Consider the following 13,445-nt stretch of genomic DNA (forward strand, 5'->3'; position numbering starts at 1 on the left):
GCGGTGGCCGCGGCCCTGGTGGTGGCGGGTGCGCCTGCGGTGTCGGCATCGGTGCAGCCCAACATCGTGGGCGGTGAGCCCGCGGCGGAGCCGTACCCGTTCATGACGTCGCTGTCCGACGCCGAGGGGCATTTCTGCGGTGCGTCGTTGATCCGGTCGGACTGGCTGGTGACGGCGGCGCACTGCGTGGACGGCGTTCCGGCCGACACCCTGACCGCGCGGGTTGGCAGTGCCGACCGCGCGGAGGGCGGCGAGGTCGCACAGCCGGCCGAGGTCGTGGTGCACCCGTCGTACACGTCGCCGGGGTCGACCGGGGACGTGGCGTTGGTGCGGCTGGCCCAGCCGGTGCAGGCGGAGCCGGTCGACATCGCCGCGGCGGCCGAGCCGGGCACGGAAACTCGCCTGCTCGGCTGGGGCCGCACGTGCGCACCCGAGGGCTGCGGCGACGAGTCACCCCGGACGTTGCAGCAGTTGGACACGCGCGTGGTCGCCGACGAGCGGTGCGCGGCGGGTTTCGACGGGCGCTCCGAGGTGTGCACGGGCAACCCTGAAGGGGCGGGCGCGTGCTACGGCGATTCGGGTGGCCCGCAGATCGTGCGCGACGGCGACCGCTGGCGGCTGGTCGGCATGTCCAGCCGTTCCGGCAACAACGACCCGGTGTGCGGTTCGGCCCCGTCGATCTACACGTCCGCACCCGCGCATCAGACGTGGATCGACGAGACCATTGCCGCGCAGGCGCCGACGTAAGGATCACTGCTCGGCGTTCGGCTTCGTGTCCGGCATCCAGCGGTACTGAACCTGTTCCATGAGCGCCTTGCGCTGGGTGTTCTGGAAGGCGGCGATCTTCCAGTCGTCGCCGTCGCGGGTCAGTGTGTAGGTCTGCACCTTGGTGAGCTCATCGGGCTGGTCGCCGTCGTAGGTGTCGCCGCGCGTGGTCAGCACTGCGATGTCCTCGGACAGGAAGCGCAGGCCCAGATACCGGTCCGCGAGGCGGGTTCCGGACAGCGGCCCGTCGTAGAGCGCGGCGTGACTCCGGACGATGTCGTCGCGCCCGTCGTAGTAGGTGCCCGCGAACGTCGTGTAGGTGGCGGTCTCGGTGAAGTTCGCGCCGTAGGCTTCGGCATCCTGCCGGTCCCACGCGGTGGCGAGTCGTCCGATCACGGCGCACACGCCGGTGCGGGCCTGCGACTCGTCCGCGTGGTCCAGCGCGCCCTCGGTCGACACCTCCTCGCAGTCCGCTGTGCCGGCGGCCTGCACCGAGGCGTCCGACATCAGCCAGGCGTAGGCGCCGCCGAGCAGGATCGCCAACGCCCCGACGACCGATGCGAGGACGATCCACAGCCGGCGTCGCGGTCTCCGTGTCGGTCGGGGTTCGCGGGATTCGCTGGTGGAGCTGTCGTCGCGTGTCATCGGCTGTTCCCCAGTTCGGTGAGTTATTATGTGTATGAGTGCAACAGTTGCACATGTGCACATAAGGAGTCAAGGTGAACCCGTCCGACATGACCCGCACGTACCGGACATACCTCGCAGCCGTCGTCCGCTTCCACCTGGCCGCGGCCGAGGCCGGCGGGCTCGGCCCGTCGGACTACCAGGCCAGCAGCCTGCTCGACCTGGACGGACCGTTGACCACGGGACAGCTGGCCGAACAGCTGGGGCTCTCCCCCAGCGCCACGACCCGCGTCGTGGATCGCCTGATCAGTGCGGGCATCGCCGAACGCGTCGTCGACTCCGCGGACCGGCGCCGGACCGCGATCACCCACACCGGCCACCTGCCGACCGGCCTGTCCGAACTCCTGAACCACGTCCGCGGCCCCATCGGCGAGGCCGTCGCGGCGTTGAGCGACGATCAGCGGGAGGGACTGCTCGCGTACTTCCACGCCGCGACCGAGGCCTACGCCACGGCCACGCGCGCGTCCCGGGAAAGCTGAACCCCGCGCCCGCTACGGCTCCAGCCCCCCGCGCCGGGCGATACCGTCGAGGATCACGTCGAGCCCGTCGGCGAACCAGTCCCGGTCGGCGGGAACGCTCGCGGACACCAGCCGCTGCAGTTCGGGAAATCCCGACAGGTCGACGTCGCCGAGCCGGCGCCGCCACCCCACCCCCGGATCACCCTCGACGTCGTCGAACTGCCCGCCCAGGGCGACCCGCGCGGCACCCTGGACGTAGTTGTTGATCGTCATGACCGCGCGTCCGCTCTCGGCGGGCGACAGTCCCGCCCTGCGCAGCGCGGTGAGCGCCCATTCCATGGCCGCGAGCGAGGCCGTCCCGAACGGCGGGGTCGTCGTCGCCGTGGCCGTGAGCAGCCAGGGATGCGCGAGCAACGCAGCCCAGTCCTGTTTCGCGAGCGCGTGCATGCAGTCGCGCCAGTCCATTCCGGACGCGTCGGGGTAGGCGTACTCGCCGGTGACGTGCTCGACCATCGCGGTCACCAGTTCCTCGCGGCCCGCGATGTGCCGGTAGAGCGACGCCGGGCCGGTGCGCAGCTGGTCGGCGACCCGGCGCATCGAGACGGCGTCGAGTCCCTCGCGGTCGGCGAGCTCGATGGCCGCCGTCGTGATGCGAATGCGCGACAGCGGGCCCGACGGGCCGATCCGAGGGCTCACGACCTCACCTCCACACCCGACCCTAGCCGTAGCGAACATCGTTCGCTACGGTGGATGGGAACGGTGTTCGCATCCACGTCGAGGAGAAGGCCATGAGCACGGACACGAAGGGCGCGAGGTCGAGGTGGGCCGGACTGACCGTGCTGACCCTGCCGGTCGTCGCCACCTCGATGGACGTCACGATCCTGCACATCGCGATGCCCACGATCGGGCGCGAGCTGACACCGGGACCGGGGCAGACGCTCTGGATCCTGGACATCTACGGGTTCCTGCTCGCGGGCCTGCTGATCGTGATGGGCAACGTCGGCGACCGCATCGGCAGACGGCGGCTGCTGCTCTACGGCTCGGCGGTGTTCGGGGCGGCGTCGGTGCTCGCGGCGTTCGCGACCACGCCCGAGGTGCTGATCGTCGCGAGGGCGCTGATGGGTGTCGGCGGTGCGACGCTCATGCCGTCCACGCTGTCGCTCATCCGGTCGCTGTTCCCCGACCCGGCCGAACGCAGTCGGGCCATCGGCATCTGGACCGCCAGCCTGTCCGGCGGCATCGCGTTCGGCCCGGTCGCCGGCGGGCTCCTGCTCGAGGTGATGTGGTGGGGGTCGGTGTTCCTGATCAACGTCCCGGTGGTCGTGCTGTTGATCCTCGTGGTGCCACGACTCGTGCCCGAGTACCGCGACACCGGCGTCGCCCGGATGTCCACACTGGACGTCGTCCTGTCGTTCGCCGCGATCCTGCCGATCGTGTGGGCGGTGAAGACCGTCGCCGAGGACCTGGCCGTCACGGTCGCACCCGTGCTCGCGGCGGCCGCCGGCCTGGCCGCGGGCGCGGCCCTGCTGGCGCGGCAGCCACGCGCGCGGATGCCGCTGATCGACGTGCGGCTCTTCCGCAGCCCGCCGTTCGTCGGCGCTGTGCTGGGCGCGGGACTGGCGATGTTCGCGCTCGTCGGGCTGATGCTCTACAACGCGCAGTACCTGCAGCTCGTCCACGACCTGTCCCCGTTGACCGCCGCCGTGGCAATGCTGCCGATCATGGGCGCCGTCGGCGCCGCGTCCGTGACCGCACCCGCCCTCGCGGCCCGATCCGGATACGCCCCGGTCTTCGCCGGCGGTGCGGTCGTCGCGGCGACGGGCATGGCCCTGTTCGCGGTGGCCGCGTCGGGCGGTGGACTGGCCACGGTCATCGCGTCCGGGGCCGCGATCGGCGGCGGCATCGCGCCGATGATGACGCTGGCGACGGACGTCGTCGTCGCGTCCGCGGCACCGGAACGGGCGGGCGCGGCGGCCGCACTGTCGGAGACGTCGAGCGAGCTCGGCGCCGCCATGGGGATCGCCGTGCTCGGGTCGGTCGGCACGGCCGTCTACCGGAGCGGGGTCCTCGACGGCCTACCGGACGCCCTTCCCGGCGAGCTGGGCGACGTGGTCGGGTCGAACCTCGGGGCCGCCCTGGCCGTGTCCGAGCGGGTTCCCGATCAGCTCGGCGGCGTGGTTGTCGAGCTCGCTCGCGGGGCGTTCGTCGACGGACTGGTCGTCGCCTCGTGGGCCGGCGTCGGCGTGCTCGGAGCCGCCGCCGTCGCGTGCGGACTGCTGTTGCGTGGACGGCGGGTCCGTTGAGCGTCCCCGGGACGCCAACACGGCGACGTGGAACGCTGACACGGCGACGCCAAGTGCTGACACGGCGACGTGGGGTGCTGACACGGTGGGGCGGGGTCAGCCGGTGGAGTGACCCGGGAAGAGTTTGGCGTTGGGGTCGATCTCCACGGCGATGTTGTTGATCGCCGTGGCCGCCTCGCCGAAGCCGGTCGCGATGAGCTTCACCTTGCCCGGGTAGGCGGCGACGTCCCCGGCGGCGTACACGCCCTTGCGGGCCGTGGCCATGGTCGAGTCCACGCTGATCGAACGCTGGTGGATCTCCAGACCCCAGCTCTCGATGGGGCCCAGGTCGGCCGTGAAACCCAAGGCCGCCACGACCGTCTGCGCGGGCAGCGTCTCGTGCCGCAATTCCTTGGTCTCCGGGTCCTTGATCTCCAGCGTGACGTCGGCGAGGCCGCGTTCGTCCCCGCGCAGCTCGGTCACCTCGGCGTCGGTGATGATGCGTACGCCCTTGTCCCGCACCTCGCGCACGATCGACTCGGCGGCACGGAACCTGGCCCTGCGGTGCACCAGCGTCACGCTGCGCGCGATCGGGTGCAGCGCCAGCACCCAGTCGAACGCCGAGTCGCCGCCACCGACGACCACGACGTCCCTGCCGGCGTGCTCGTCGAGCGCGGGTACGAAGTGGACCATCCCCCGGCCGAGCCAGCCGTCGCCCGCGGGCAGGGGACGCGGCGTGAACTCGCCGATCCCCGCGGTGATCAACACGGCCCTGGCGCGCACCGTGTCCGCGCCGTCCAACGTCATGGTGAACCGGTCAGCGGTCTCGCCCAACGTCTCGGCCTTGCGCCCCAACAGGTACTGCGGGCTCCACTGCGACGCCTGTTTCACGAGCCCGTCGACGAGATCGCGGCCGCGTACCGCGGGGAAACCCGCGACGTCGTAGATCATCTTCTCCGGGTACATGGCCGTGACCTGGCCGCCTGCCTCCGGCAGCGAATCGACCACCGCCGTCGACAATCCCCGAAAGCCCGCGTAGTAGGCCGCGAACAGGCCCGTCGGTCCCGCGCCGACGATCACCACGTCGACGTCGATGTTCTCCGCCTGTCCCATGATCCGATCGTGCCCGAACGTGCGCCACGACACCAGGCGCGCACCGCCGCCCCGGGAGCAGACTGGGGACATGGCAGAGCAGGAATTCCGGATCGAACACGACACCATGGGCGAAGTGCGGGTCCCCGCCGACGCCCTCTACCGCGCACAGACCCAGCGTGCCGTCGAGAACTTCCCGATCTCCGGGCGCGGACTCGAACGCGCCCAGATTCGCGCCCTCGGCCTCCTCAAGGCCGCGGCGGCCCGCGTCAACGGCCGCCTCGGCGTCCTCGAGGCGGACCTGGCGGCGGCGATCGCGTCCGCGGCCGACGAGGTCGCCGACGGTGAGCACGACGAGCACTTCCCCATCGACGTGTTCCAGACCGGCTCCGGCACGTCGTCGAACATGAACGCCAACGAGGTCATCGCCACCGTCGCGAGCCGGGCTCTGGGCCGCGACGTGCACCCGAACGATCACGTCAACGCCTCGCAGTCGTCGAACGACACGTTCCCCACGACCATTCACGTCGCCGCGACCGAGGCCGTGCTCACCGACGTGATCCCCGCGCTCGACCACCTCGCCACCGCCGTCGAGCAGCGCGCGGCCGAGTGGTCGGACATCGTCAAGTCGGGCCGTACCCACCTGATGGATGCCGTGCCCATCACCCTCGGCCAGGAGGCCGGCGCGTGGGCCGCCCAGGTGCGGTTCGGCATCGAACGGCTGCGCAGCGGTCTGCCCCGCCTCGGCGAGCTGCCCATCGGCGGCACCGCCGTCGGCTCCGGGCTCAACGCCCCCGACGGATTCGGCTCCGCGGTGTCCGCCGAGCTGGCGAAGGTCACCGGACTGCCGTTGACCGAGGCGCGCGACCACTTCGAGGCGCAGGCCGCGCAGGACGGCGTGGTGGAGACCTCCGCGCACCTGCGCACCGTCGCCGTGTCGCTGAACAAGATCGCCAACGACCTGCGGTGGCTCGGCTCCGGACCGCGCACCGGCCTCGCCGAGCTCGAGCTGCCCGACCTGCAGCCCGGGTCGTCGATCATGCCGGGCAAGGTCAACCCCGTCATCCCGGAGGCGACGCTGCAGGTCGTGGCCCAGGTGATCGGCAACGACGCCGCCGTCGCGTTCGCCGGTGCGCAGGGCAACTTCCAGCTCAACGTCAACCTGCCGGTCATCGCCCGCAACGTCCTCGAGTCCGCGCGGCTGCTGGCGGCCGTGTCGCGGCTGTTGGCCGACAAGGTGTTCGCCGGCGTCACCGTCAACACCGAGCGCACGCAGGCCTACGCCGAGGGGTCGCCGTCCATCGTCACGCCGCTCAACGCCTACCTCGGCTACGAGGAGGCGGCGGCCGTCGCCAAGCAGGCCCTCAAGGAGCTCAAGACCATCCGGGAGGTCGTCGTCGAGCGCGGCCACCTCGAGCGGGGGTCGCTCACCGAGGCCCAGCTCGACGAGGCCCTCGACGTGCTGCGCATGGCCCGCGGCGGGAAGTGAACCGTTCGGGGGTCGCCCGGCGCGGGCGACCCCCGAACGCGCTACCTGGCGAACGCCTCGTTCGTCAGATGAGCCAGCCGACCGGCGCCATGAGCTCGGCGAACCGCTCCAAGGCGTAGAGCGCCCCGACGATGGCGGCCACGTAGATCACCGCGAAATGTGGCTTCATCCGGGCCACCACGCGGAGGAAGACCAGGGCGAAGACGGCCGTGCCGACGTACATGCCGACCAGGAAGACCAGCCACACGAAGGCCAGCAGCCACAGAATCGAGATTCCCACGACCTTCAGCTGCGCCCGGAAAGCTCCTTCGACCCGTCCGAAGCCGCCCTGTCTGCGCACCTGTCGGAGGTCGTTGACTAGCGCCACCGATCCGAGTCCGAATCCCAGGATGCTGGCAGCGTACGGGAAAAGCTGGCCGTTCGGAGAGAAGTCGGTCGCGAGGACGAAGGCGGCCACGAAGAAGAGCATCGCGCCGACGGTCATGGCCACTCCCACGAAGGGCGGGACATTCATCTTGTCCTCATTGGTCGCGGAAGAGTCCGCGGCCGCTTCCGTCGCCACATCGCCGTCCGTTTCGGTGTTCTCGGCAACCTTCTGGCGTTTGACGTTCCGATAGACGACCACGCAGACAGCGATGACGAGCAGCAACGCGACCGCGATGACGAAGGGCCGGGTCATCCACTCGCCGGGCTCGAACGCCGACACGGTGATGTAGTAGTACCTCTCCAGCGGGATCGCGAGCACGTAGGCGATCAGGAACGGCGCCCGCGGAATGTCGGAGATCTTGCAGAGCCAGCCGACGATGCCCAGCAGCAGCATCGTGTAGAAGACGCCGAGGTGCAACGGCTCCTGGAACCCGCTCATGAACAGCAGCGGTACCAAGGCGGCGGCCAGGACCGGGAAGCTGACATAGCTGAGCCGGGCGAGCGGCCGGGCCATGAAGAAGGCAAGGATCGCACCGACGACCGACGCGATGGCGAACGACCAGACGATGAAGTAGACGAGGTCGAGGTCCTGCTCGATCAAGTCGGGGCCGGGCTGGATGCCGAAGATCAGTAACACGCCGAGAAGCAGAGCGAAGGGAGCGGCGCCGGGCACGCCGAACAGCAGTGTCGGGATCAACGCGCCGGACTCGATACCGTTGCTCGCCGCCGATGGGGCGATGACGCCGCGGGGGTCGCCCTGGCCGAAACGAGCGCCCTTGCGACGGCTTCCGAGTGCCTGCGCCTGCCCGTAGGCCAGCCACGCCCCGGCCGTGGCCCCGACGCCGGGCAGGATGCCGACACCGACACCGAGGCCGGACCCGCGAAGGACATCTCCCTTGTACCTGACGACGTCGCGGGCTCCCCTGGCCCAGCCCTTACCGAGGCTGATGTTCTTGTCTGCGACTGCGGTGCGCTTGGCGACCAGCTGGATGATCTCGCCACGCCGAAGATGCCCAGCGCAGCCGCCACCAGGCCAATGCCCTCGGACAGATACTCCGAACCGAAGCTGTAGCGGTACTCGGCCGAGATCGGGGACATCCCCACGATTCCCAGGACCATGCCGAAGGCGGCGACCACCAGTCCCTTGACGACATTGCCCTCTGACAACATCGCGGTAAGGAAGATCCCCAGCACGATCAGCATGAAGATCTCTGGCGATCCGAAGGCCGTGACCACCGGCTGAGCCACAGGTACGACCAGGGTCAGTCCGATGATGCCGATGATGCCGCCGAGGGCGGATGCGATGAAGCTGGCCGAGAGTGCGCGGCCGCCTTCGCCCTTCTTGGCCATCGCGTGACCATCCATCAGGAACACCGCCGCCGACGCGGAACCGGGGATACCCAGCACCACCGACGTGATGACGTCGACGTGTGCACCACGGCGACGGCACCGATGATCATGGCGATCGCCTGGTTCGGCTCGAGCACGAACACGAAGGGCATCAGGACCGCTACCGCCCCCGTGCCCCCCAGTCCGGGGATGACGCCGATGACCAGTCCGACGACGACTCCGACGATCAGGTACAGCAGCATCGCCGGATCGGCGAAGCTGGCCAAGGCGGCAGTGGCTGCCTCTAACATCTGTTGTCCTTAAAGTGCTACTGGTTGCGGCGCTGGAAACCGGTACGGATAACAACCGGCCGGGCAGCCGCATGGTCGGTGTGCCACGGCGGGATCAGCTCAGGACCGCTCCGTACTCGCTGGTGAGAAACCTCTTGGCATGGCGGAGTGCTGCGGGCCTGATGTCCAGGGCCCTGCGGAAGATCTCGGCGTTACCGTGGCCCGGCTGCAGGTCGTAGCCGCCCAGCGCGCCTGCGGCCTCGTCCAGGAACTTCTCGTTCCGGTTGAGCTTCCCGACCATCTCCGCATACGCGTCGACGAGCTCCTCACTCGTTCCCGCGTTGGACCAGAAGCCCTTCTGGTAGAAGAACGCCGGGGTGACGAACGACTGATAGGCCTCGTAGGCCAGACCGTGGGGAGCCTCGCCGTGGAGGTTCCGGTAGATCTCTTCGAGCGTAGGCACATCCGGCATGTTGGGATCGCGGACGACCTCACCGTCCCTGAGGACGCCCACGGAGAAGATCGGGTGGATATCCCCGTCCTCGGCCATGGACGAGAGAGGACCGAGCCAAGTGGAGGTGGTCTGGAAGTCGATATCGGTTTCGCCCCGTTCCAATGCCAGACGCGACGGCCCTCTTCCCTCGAAGCCGAAGACTCCCGTCACGGTCGCTCCCAGGACCTCGAGCGCCAGCAAGGGGACCAGGTCCAGACCTGAGGCAGAAATGCCCCCGATCTTGGCGCGCTCGCCCGCTTCGAGAAGGTCTTCCATGGAGCGGATTCCACTGGCTGCGTTGGAATACAGGATTCCGCCTGTGCCATGCAGAACCAGCGGCACCATCTTGCGGAAGTCGAACTCGACGTTCCCCTGTTCCAGCATCCCCTGCAGGTACGTGGTCCCGGAGCTGACGAGGATGTACCGGCCGTCGTTCACACCCGAGGCGGCGTAGGCGTTGGTTCCTGTCACTGATTCGCCACCGGCGATGTTGTCGAACTGGTACCGGGAGACGTCCTTCTGCAGGTCGGCGAAGTACGGGGCTACGAATCGGCCCCAAGTGTCGGTCCCGCCGCCGGCGGCGTAGGGGATGACGACATCGACCACCCCGGGCCCCGAAGCCTTGAAAGCGGCCTGAGGCGGGGCGCATCCGGCCAAGCCGGCCGCTGCGACGCCCAGTGCGCCACCGATGAGGAAGTTCCGTCGGGAGATCGGATGCACCATTGCATCTCCTGGTTCGTAAAAGCGAAGTACGCCGCACCTACGCGACGTGCTCCAGCGGGGGGTCGGGAATGTACAGAGTGGCGTCGGCCAGGGTGCGCGCGGTGCGGTCGGCACCGACGACGAGCTCGCCGCCGAAGTCGTCGGCGAAGGTGACGATGATCCCGGCCGGGGTGCGAAAGCGCAGTTTTCCGGTCGTACGGCCCAACATCACTGCCCGGTGGAGGAACGTCCCTTCGGTGAAAGCCGCCATCGTCATCGCCACGCTGCCGGTGATGGGCATGGCCGGGTGGGGCTTGCCCATCGAGAGCATCAGGACCTCGATATCGGCATCCGCATCCTCGGCAGGGCCTGCGATTCCGAGCTTGGGGACAGCGCGCTCGGCCGATCCCGGGGTGGGAGCAAGGCCCATGGCGACGGCGCCCGCTCGGCGGATCTTGTCCAGCACGGAGAGTTTCTCGGTGATCGCCGTCCCGGCCCACTCCGCATGTGGCAGCCCGGCGAGACCGGCAGTTTCCGGTGAGAGGATGACGGCCGGAGCCCCCGCGTCGATGATCGAGACGGGGTAGTCGACGCCGCCGACGGTGAGCACATCAGTGCTGGACCCGGTCGGCAGAAGGTTACCGGTGGTCTTTCCTCCCGGTTCGACGAAGCCCAGACCGACCTCGTGGCCGGGGTAGACCGTGCCGGGGATGATGGCGTTCGGCTCGGCAGGCAGTGCGCCCCCCGGTGTAGGGATCCGCTGAACCACTTTCTGACCACTGTTGGTGTTGAACGTCCGGACGTACGTCACGTCCCCGGCGGCCTGCACCCAGCCGCGCTCCAGTGCGTACAGACCCGCGGTAGCCGAGCAGTTTCCACAGTTGCTGCCCCAGTCCACCTTGAACTCCTCGATCCCGACCTGGGCGAACGTGTACACGACGTCGAGGTCGTCATCGGCGGACGGTTCAAGGATCACTGCCTTGCTCGTGGTGGACGTGGCCCCTCCAACTCCGTCGATCTGCCGTAGGTCCGGACTCCCGTAGACGCGCGGGAGCAGCTCATCGGCCGACAATCCGGTTCTTTCGATGTGCTCCTTCTCGAACACCCAGCATTTGCTGGTTCCTCCTCGGACCCAGCTTGCCGAGATCTGCATCAGGTGCCTTTCGCCACAATGTCCGCTATCGCAGAGCAGCTTCACAGCACCCGCGAATTAACACAATGTTCATTGTTTGATGGATGGTTAAGCAACGCTTCACTCGTCAGTGGGGAAACGCGGAGGCCTTGCGCGCACACAGGCCCTGCGCATAGCCTGCGACCTGCCAGATAAAGCAGATTTACAAAAAAGGAAGCGCCGTGAAGGTCCACTTAAGTGGAGTGTCATGCTGAACCCGCACAGACTTGAGGTTCTGCTGCGTGTAGCCGAGACCGGCTCCATCACGGCGGCGGCCGACGAGCTCGGCTATACCCCTTCCGCCGTGTCCCAACAGCTCAAGAAGCTCGAGCGGGAGGCCGGGCACCCCCTGGTTCGGCGCCGTCCCCGCGGGATTACCCCCACCGACGCAGGGCATGTGCTCGTCAGTCACGCGCGCAAGGTGCTGCGGCAGCTCGATGCGGCAGCGGCCGACCTTCGCGATCTGGCCGAAGGGAACAGGGGGTCGCTGATCGTAGGGGCCTTCCCCACCATGGCCGCCTCGTTCCTGCCACGCGTGCTGGAGACGTTCAAGACCCGCTATCCCGCCATCGACCTCTCGGTCTCCAGCGGACGCTTCGACGAGCTCCTGGAGGATCTCGAGCGAGGACGATCCCACCTATGTTTCCTGTGGGAGTACCCATGGCAGCCGGTCAAGATCGAAGGGCTGCGACTACAAGAGCTGTTTCGGGAGGACTCCGTAATCCTGGTCTCGAAACGCCACCCCTTGGCCGGCCAGGACCAGATCACCCTCGCACAGCTGCGCGACGAATCATGGATCGTGCGCGCCAACCGGCATCCTGTGGTGGAAGTCCTGGAGCGAGCGGCGGAGAAGGCCGGATTCCGGCCGTCGATCGCCCTGTACGCCAACAACTACCAGGAGGCTCAGGCGATGGTGAGCGTCGGCATCGGAGTGGCGATGGCCCCGCGCAGCGCCATCGCCATCCAGCATCCGGACGTCCGGGTACTTGCCCTGGGGGACGAAGCCCCTGTGCGTAACGTGCTGCTCGCCCAGCGGGAGGAGCGAGTCTATTCCCCGGCCGAAGTGGCCTTCCGCTCAGTGTTGATGGAGCAGGTCCGGCAGGAATTCACCACGTCCGACCCCGTCGGCACGCGTCCGTCCCGCGACGCGGGGAGCGAATCTCACTCCGCCTGACCGTCCCGCCCTCCGGCTATCCATCGGCGGTGGATAGCTTCGGCAGCCCAGAAGATCAAGGGAAGACTGAGTACGACGGTGAACAGTCGGACCATATGGGCGCCCGTCACCACGGCTCCGTCGAACCCCAGCGATACCGCCGTCGCCACCATCTCACCGACCCCGCCTGGCAACAACGCGAACATGGATTCCCCCGGTTCCATCAGGCCCCATGCCGCGAAGCCCCACCGAAGAACACTCCGACCCCGAGGACCGTGGTCACCGCCAGACGCCCGGCCCGACGAAGCGCAGGAACTGTCGCAGGACATCGGGGCCCAGGGCGGCCCCGATAGCGGCGCCGATCAGGAGCTTGGCAGCGAGGACGACCAGCTCGGGGGCCTCCACCTCCAACCCCATACCGAGGTTCATCGAGGCTGCGCCGACAAGCCCCCGGTCAGGGCCCACAGGGGGATGCGGGCCCAGCGGAAAACCAGCGCGGTCCCCACAGAACCTGCCATGACGACGATCAGCGGAACCAGATCCATCAAGCGAGCACCATCAGCAGAACGGGGAGCAGGAGGAAGACGAGGGCGAACAGACGTACCGCGTGGACGGTGAGCACCACTCCGAGCTGGGCCCCCTTGTCGATGGCCAGCGCGCTGACCTCGCTCAGGCCCCCGGGAGTAACCGTGAGTACGGCCGTGGCGGGGTCGAGGCCGTAGCGAGACATCAGAAGCGTGATGAGACTCAGGTTGAGGATGCCCAGGGCAAGGTAAGCCCCCACGACGGGTAGAGCGATAGCCGCAGTGCTCACCAACGAGTCCACGGTGAGCATCACGCCACTCACCAGGCCGATGGCGATGAGGCCGGTCTGGCGCATCGCACGCGGAAAGGCCGTGGGACGCATACTCGGCCGATACGGCTGGTTGACCAGAGCCGCGCCGAGCGCGCTACCGAGAAGCATCCCCGCCGGTAGCCCCAGGTACTCGAAGAGACCTCCCACCACGGCTGCTCCCACCAGGAGCCGCAGCACTCCCAGTCGCTGCTGGCCGCGCCGTCCCGCGTGTTCGGAGGTCAAGCCTCTCTCCTCACTCTCCGCGCCGATCCTGCG

General features: G+C 68.5%; 14 protein-coding genes and 1 pseudogene. 5 read left to right on the forward strand and 10 right to left on the reverse strand.

Annotated features, from left to right (window positions below; genetic code table 11):
• Positions 1-3 precede the first annotated feature (3 nt).
• Positions 4-747 carry a trypsin-like serine protease gene (locus BJF85_RS00265; RefSeq protein ID WP_255375283.1) on the forward strand — a complete coding sequence of 248 codons (744 nt, stop codon included), beginning with the start codon at positions 4-6 and terminating at the stop codon, positions 745-747.
• A gap of 3 nt (positions 748-750) precedes the next feature.
• Here BJF85_RS00265 and BJF85_RS26305 read toward each other — a convergent pair whose 3' ends face one another.
• The gene (locus BJF85_RS26305) at positions 751-1,410 is read right to left on the reverse strand and encodes an SgcJ/EcaC family oxidoreductase (RefSeq protein WP_083665803.1); all 660 of its coding nucleotides are present in this window, start codon (positions 1,408-1,410) and stop codon (positions 751-753) included.
• A 74-nt stretch (positions 1,411-1,484) separates the two neighbouring features.
• Between BJF85_RS26305 and BJF85_RS00275 the strand changes: the two genes are divergently transcribed.
• On the forward strand, positions 1,485-1,928 hold the full coding sequence (locus BJF85_RS00275) for a MarR family winged helix-turn-helix transcriptional regulator (protein WP_083665804.1): 444 nt from the start codon (positions 1,485-1,487) through the stop codon (positions 1,926-1,928).
• 12 nt (positions 1,929-1,940) lie between these two features.
• On the opposite strand, the gene BJF85_RS00280 is transcribed toward BJF85_RS00275, so the two are convergent.
• Positions 1,941-2,603, reverse strand: coding sequence for a TetR/AcrR family transcriptional regulator (locus BJF85_RS00280; RefSeq protein ID WP_075845245.1), 663 nt, complete (start codon positions 2,601-2,603; stop codon positions 1,941-1,943).
• 92 nt (positions 2,604-2,695) lie between these two features.
• On the opposite strand from BJF85_RS00280, the gene BJF85_RS00285 reads away from it, so the two are divergent.
• On the forward strand, positions 2,696-4,210 hold the full coding sequence (locus tag BJF85_RS00285) for an MFS transporter (protein WP_075845332.1): 1,515 nt from the start codon (positions 2,696-2,698) through the stop codon (positions 4,208-4,210).
• A gap of 96 nt (positions 4,211-4,306) precedes the next feature.
• Here the strand turns inward: BJF85_RS00285 and BJF85_RS00290 are convergent, their stop codons facing one another.
• Entirely contained in the window at positions 4,307-5,302 is a 996-nt protein-coding gene (locus BJF85_RS00290; protein ID WP_075845333.1) for an NAD(P)/FAD-dependent oxidoreductase, read from the reverse strand.
• A 70-nt stretch (positions 5,303-5,372) separates the two neighbouring features.
• Between BJF85_RS00290 and BJF85_RS00295 the strand changes: the two genes are divergently transcribed.
• Positions 5,373-6,770: a class II fumarate hydratase gene (locus BJF85_RS00295; protein WP_075845246.1), complete on the forward strand. Its 1,398-nt coding sequence runs from the start codon at positions 5,373-5,375 to the stop codon at positions 6,768-6,770.
• Positions 6,771-6,834: 64 nt separating this feature from the next.
• On the opposite strand, the pseudogene BJF85_RS00300 reads toward BJF85_RS00295, so the two are convergent.
• The 4 genes and pseudogenes from BJF85_RS00300 to BJF85_RS00310 form a co-directional block, all read right to left on the reverse strand.
• Positions 6,835-8,606, reverse strand: a pseudogene (locus BJF85_RS00300) (tripartite tricarboxylate transporter permease).
• Positions 8,561-8,836, reverse strand: a complete 276-nt coding sequence (locus BJF85_RS30930; protein WP_139320396.1) for a tripartite tricarboxylate transporter permease — start codon at positions 8,834-8,836, stop codon at positions 8,561-8,563. The pseudogene BJF85_RS00300 and the gene BJF85_RS30930 overlap by 46 nt, the downstream one beginning before the upstream one ends.
• A 94-nt stretch (positions 8,837-8,930) precedes the next feature.
• A complete protein-coding gene (locus BJF85_RS00305) occupies positions 8,931-10,031 on the reverse strand; it encodes a twin-arginine translocation signal domain-containing protein (protein WP_075845247.1) in 1,101 nt (366 codons plus the stop codon).
• Between the two features lie 37 nt (positions 10,032-10,068).
• Complete coding sequence (locus BJF85_RS00310; RefSeq protein ID WP_075845248.1) at positions 10,069-11,163, reverse strand: PrpF domain-containing protein; 1,095 nt, start codon at positions 11,161-11,163, stop codon at positions 10,069-10,071.
• Between the two features lie 226 nt (positions 11,164-11,389).
• Here BJF85_RS00310 and BJF85_RS00315 point away from each other — a divergent pair, with 226 nt between their 5' ends.
• Positions 11,390-12,355: a LysR family transcriptional regulator gene (locus BJF85_RS00315; RefSeq protein WP_075845249.1), complete on the forward strand. Its 966-nt coding sequence runs from the start codon at positions 11,390-11,392 to the stop codon at positions 12,353-12,355.
• Here BJF85_RS00315 and BJF85_RS30935 read toward each other — a convergent pair.
• From BJF85_RS30935 to BJF85_RS00325, 3 genes are all read right to left on the reverse strand, one after another.
• The gene (locus BJF85_RS30935; RefSeq protein ID WP_369822038.1) at positions 12,343-12,663 is read right to left on the reverse strand and encodes an AbrB family transcriptional regulator; all 321 of its coding nucleotides are present in this window, start codon (positions 12,661-12,663) and stop codon (positions 12,343-12,345) included. The two genes, BJF85_RS00315 and BJF85_RS30935, sit on opposite strands and share 13 nt — an antisense overlap.
• Entirely contained in the window at positions 12,614-12,763 is a 150-nt protein-coding gene (locus tag BJF85_RS28595) for a hypothetical protein (protein ID WP_222844395.1), read from the reverse strand. The genes BJF85_RS30935 and BJF85_RS28595 overlap by 50 nt, the downstream gene beginning before the upstream one ends.
• Positions 12,764-12,878: 115 nt before the next feature.
• Complete coding sequence (locus BJF85_RS00325) at positions 12,879-13,412, reverse strand: AbrB family transcriptional regulator (protein WP_222844396.1); 534 nt, start codon at positions 13,410-13,412, stop codon at positions 12,879-12,881.
• Positions 13,413-13,445: the final 33 nt, after the last annotated feature.

It is taken from the genome of Saccharomonospora sp. CUA-673, from assembly GCF_001942305.1.
Lineage (GTDB): Bacteria > Actinomycetota > Actinomycetes > Mycobacteriales > Pseudonocardiaceae > Prauserella.

Excerpts from the sequence above, each read along its gene's own strand:
- BJF85_RS26305 (WP_083665803.1), bottom strand. The coding sequence starts at position 1,410 with ATGACACGCGACGACAGCTCCACCAGCGAATCCCGCGAACCCCGACCG.
- BJF85_RS00285 (WP_075845332.1), top strand. The coding sequence starts at position 2,696 with ATGAGCACGGACACGAAGGGCGCGAGGTCGAGGTGGGCCGGACTGACC.
- BJF85_RS00290 (WP_075845333.1), bottom strand. The coding sequence starts at position 5,302 with ATGGGACAGGCGGAGAACATCGACGTCGACGTGGTGATCGTCGGCGCG.
- BJF85_RS00295 (WP_075845246.1), top strand. The coding sequence starts at position 5,373 with ATGGCAGAGCAGGAATTCCGGATCGAACACGACACCATGGGCGAAGTG.
- BJF85_RS30930 (WP_139320396.1), bottom strand. The coding sequence starts at position 8,836 with ATGTTAGAGGCAGCCACTGCCGCCTTGGCCAGCTTCGCCGATCCGGCG.
- BJF85_RS00305 (WP_075845247.1), bottom strand. The coding sequence starts at position 10,031 with ATGGTGCATCCGATCTCCCGACGGAACTTCCTCATCGGTGGCGCACTG.
- BJF85_RS00310 (WP_075845248.1), bottom strand. The coding sequence starts at position 11,163 with ATGCAGATCTCGGCAAGCTGGGTCCGAGGAGGAACCAGCAAATGCTGG.
- BJF85_RS00315 (WP_075845249.1), top strand. The coding sequence starts at position 11,390 with ATGCTGAACCCGCACAGACTTGAGGTTCTGCTGCGTGTAGCCGAGACC.
- BJF85_RS30935 (WP_369822038.1), bottom strand. The coding sequence starts at position 12,663 with ATGTCCTGCGACAGTTCCTGCGCTTCGTCGGGCCGGGCGTCTGGCGGT.
- BJF85_RS28595 (WP_222844395.1), bottom strand. The coding sequence starts at position 12,763 with ATGAACCTCGGTATGGGGTTGGAGGTGGAGGCCCCCGAGCTGGTCGTC.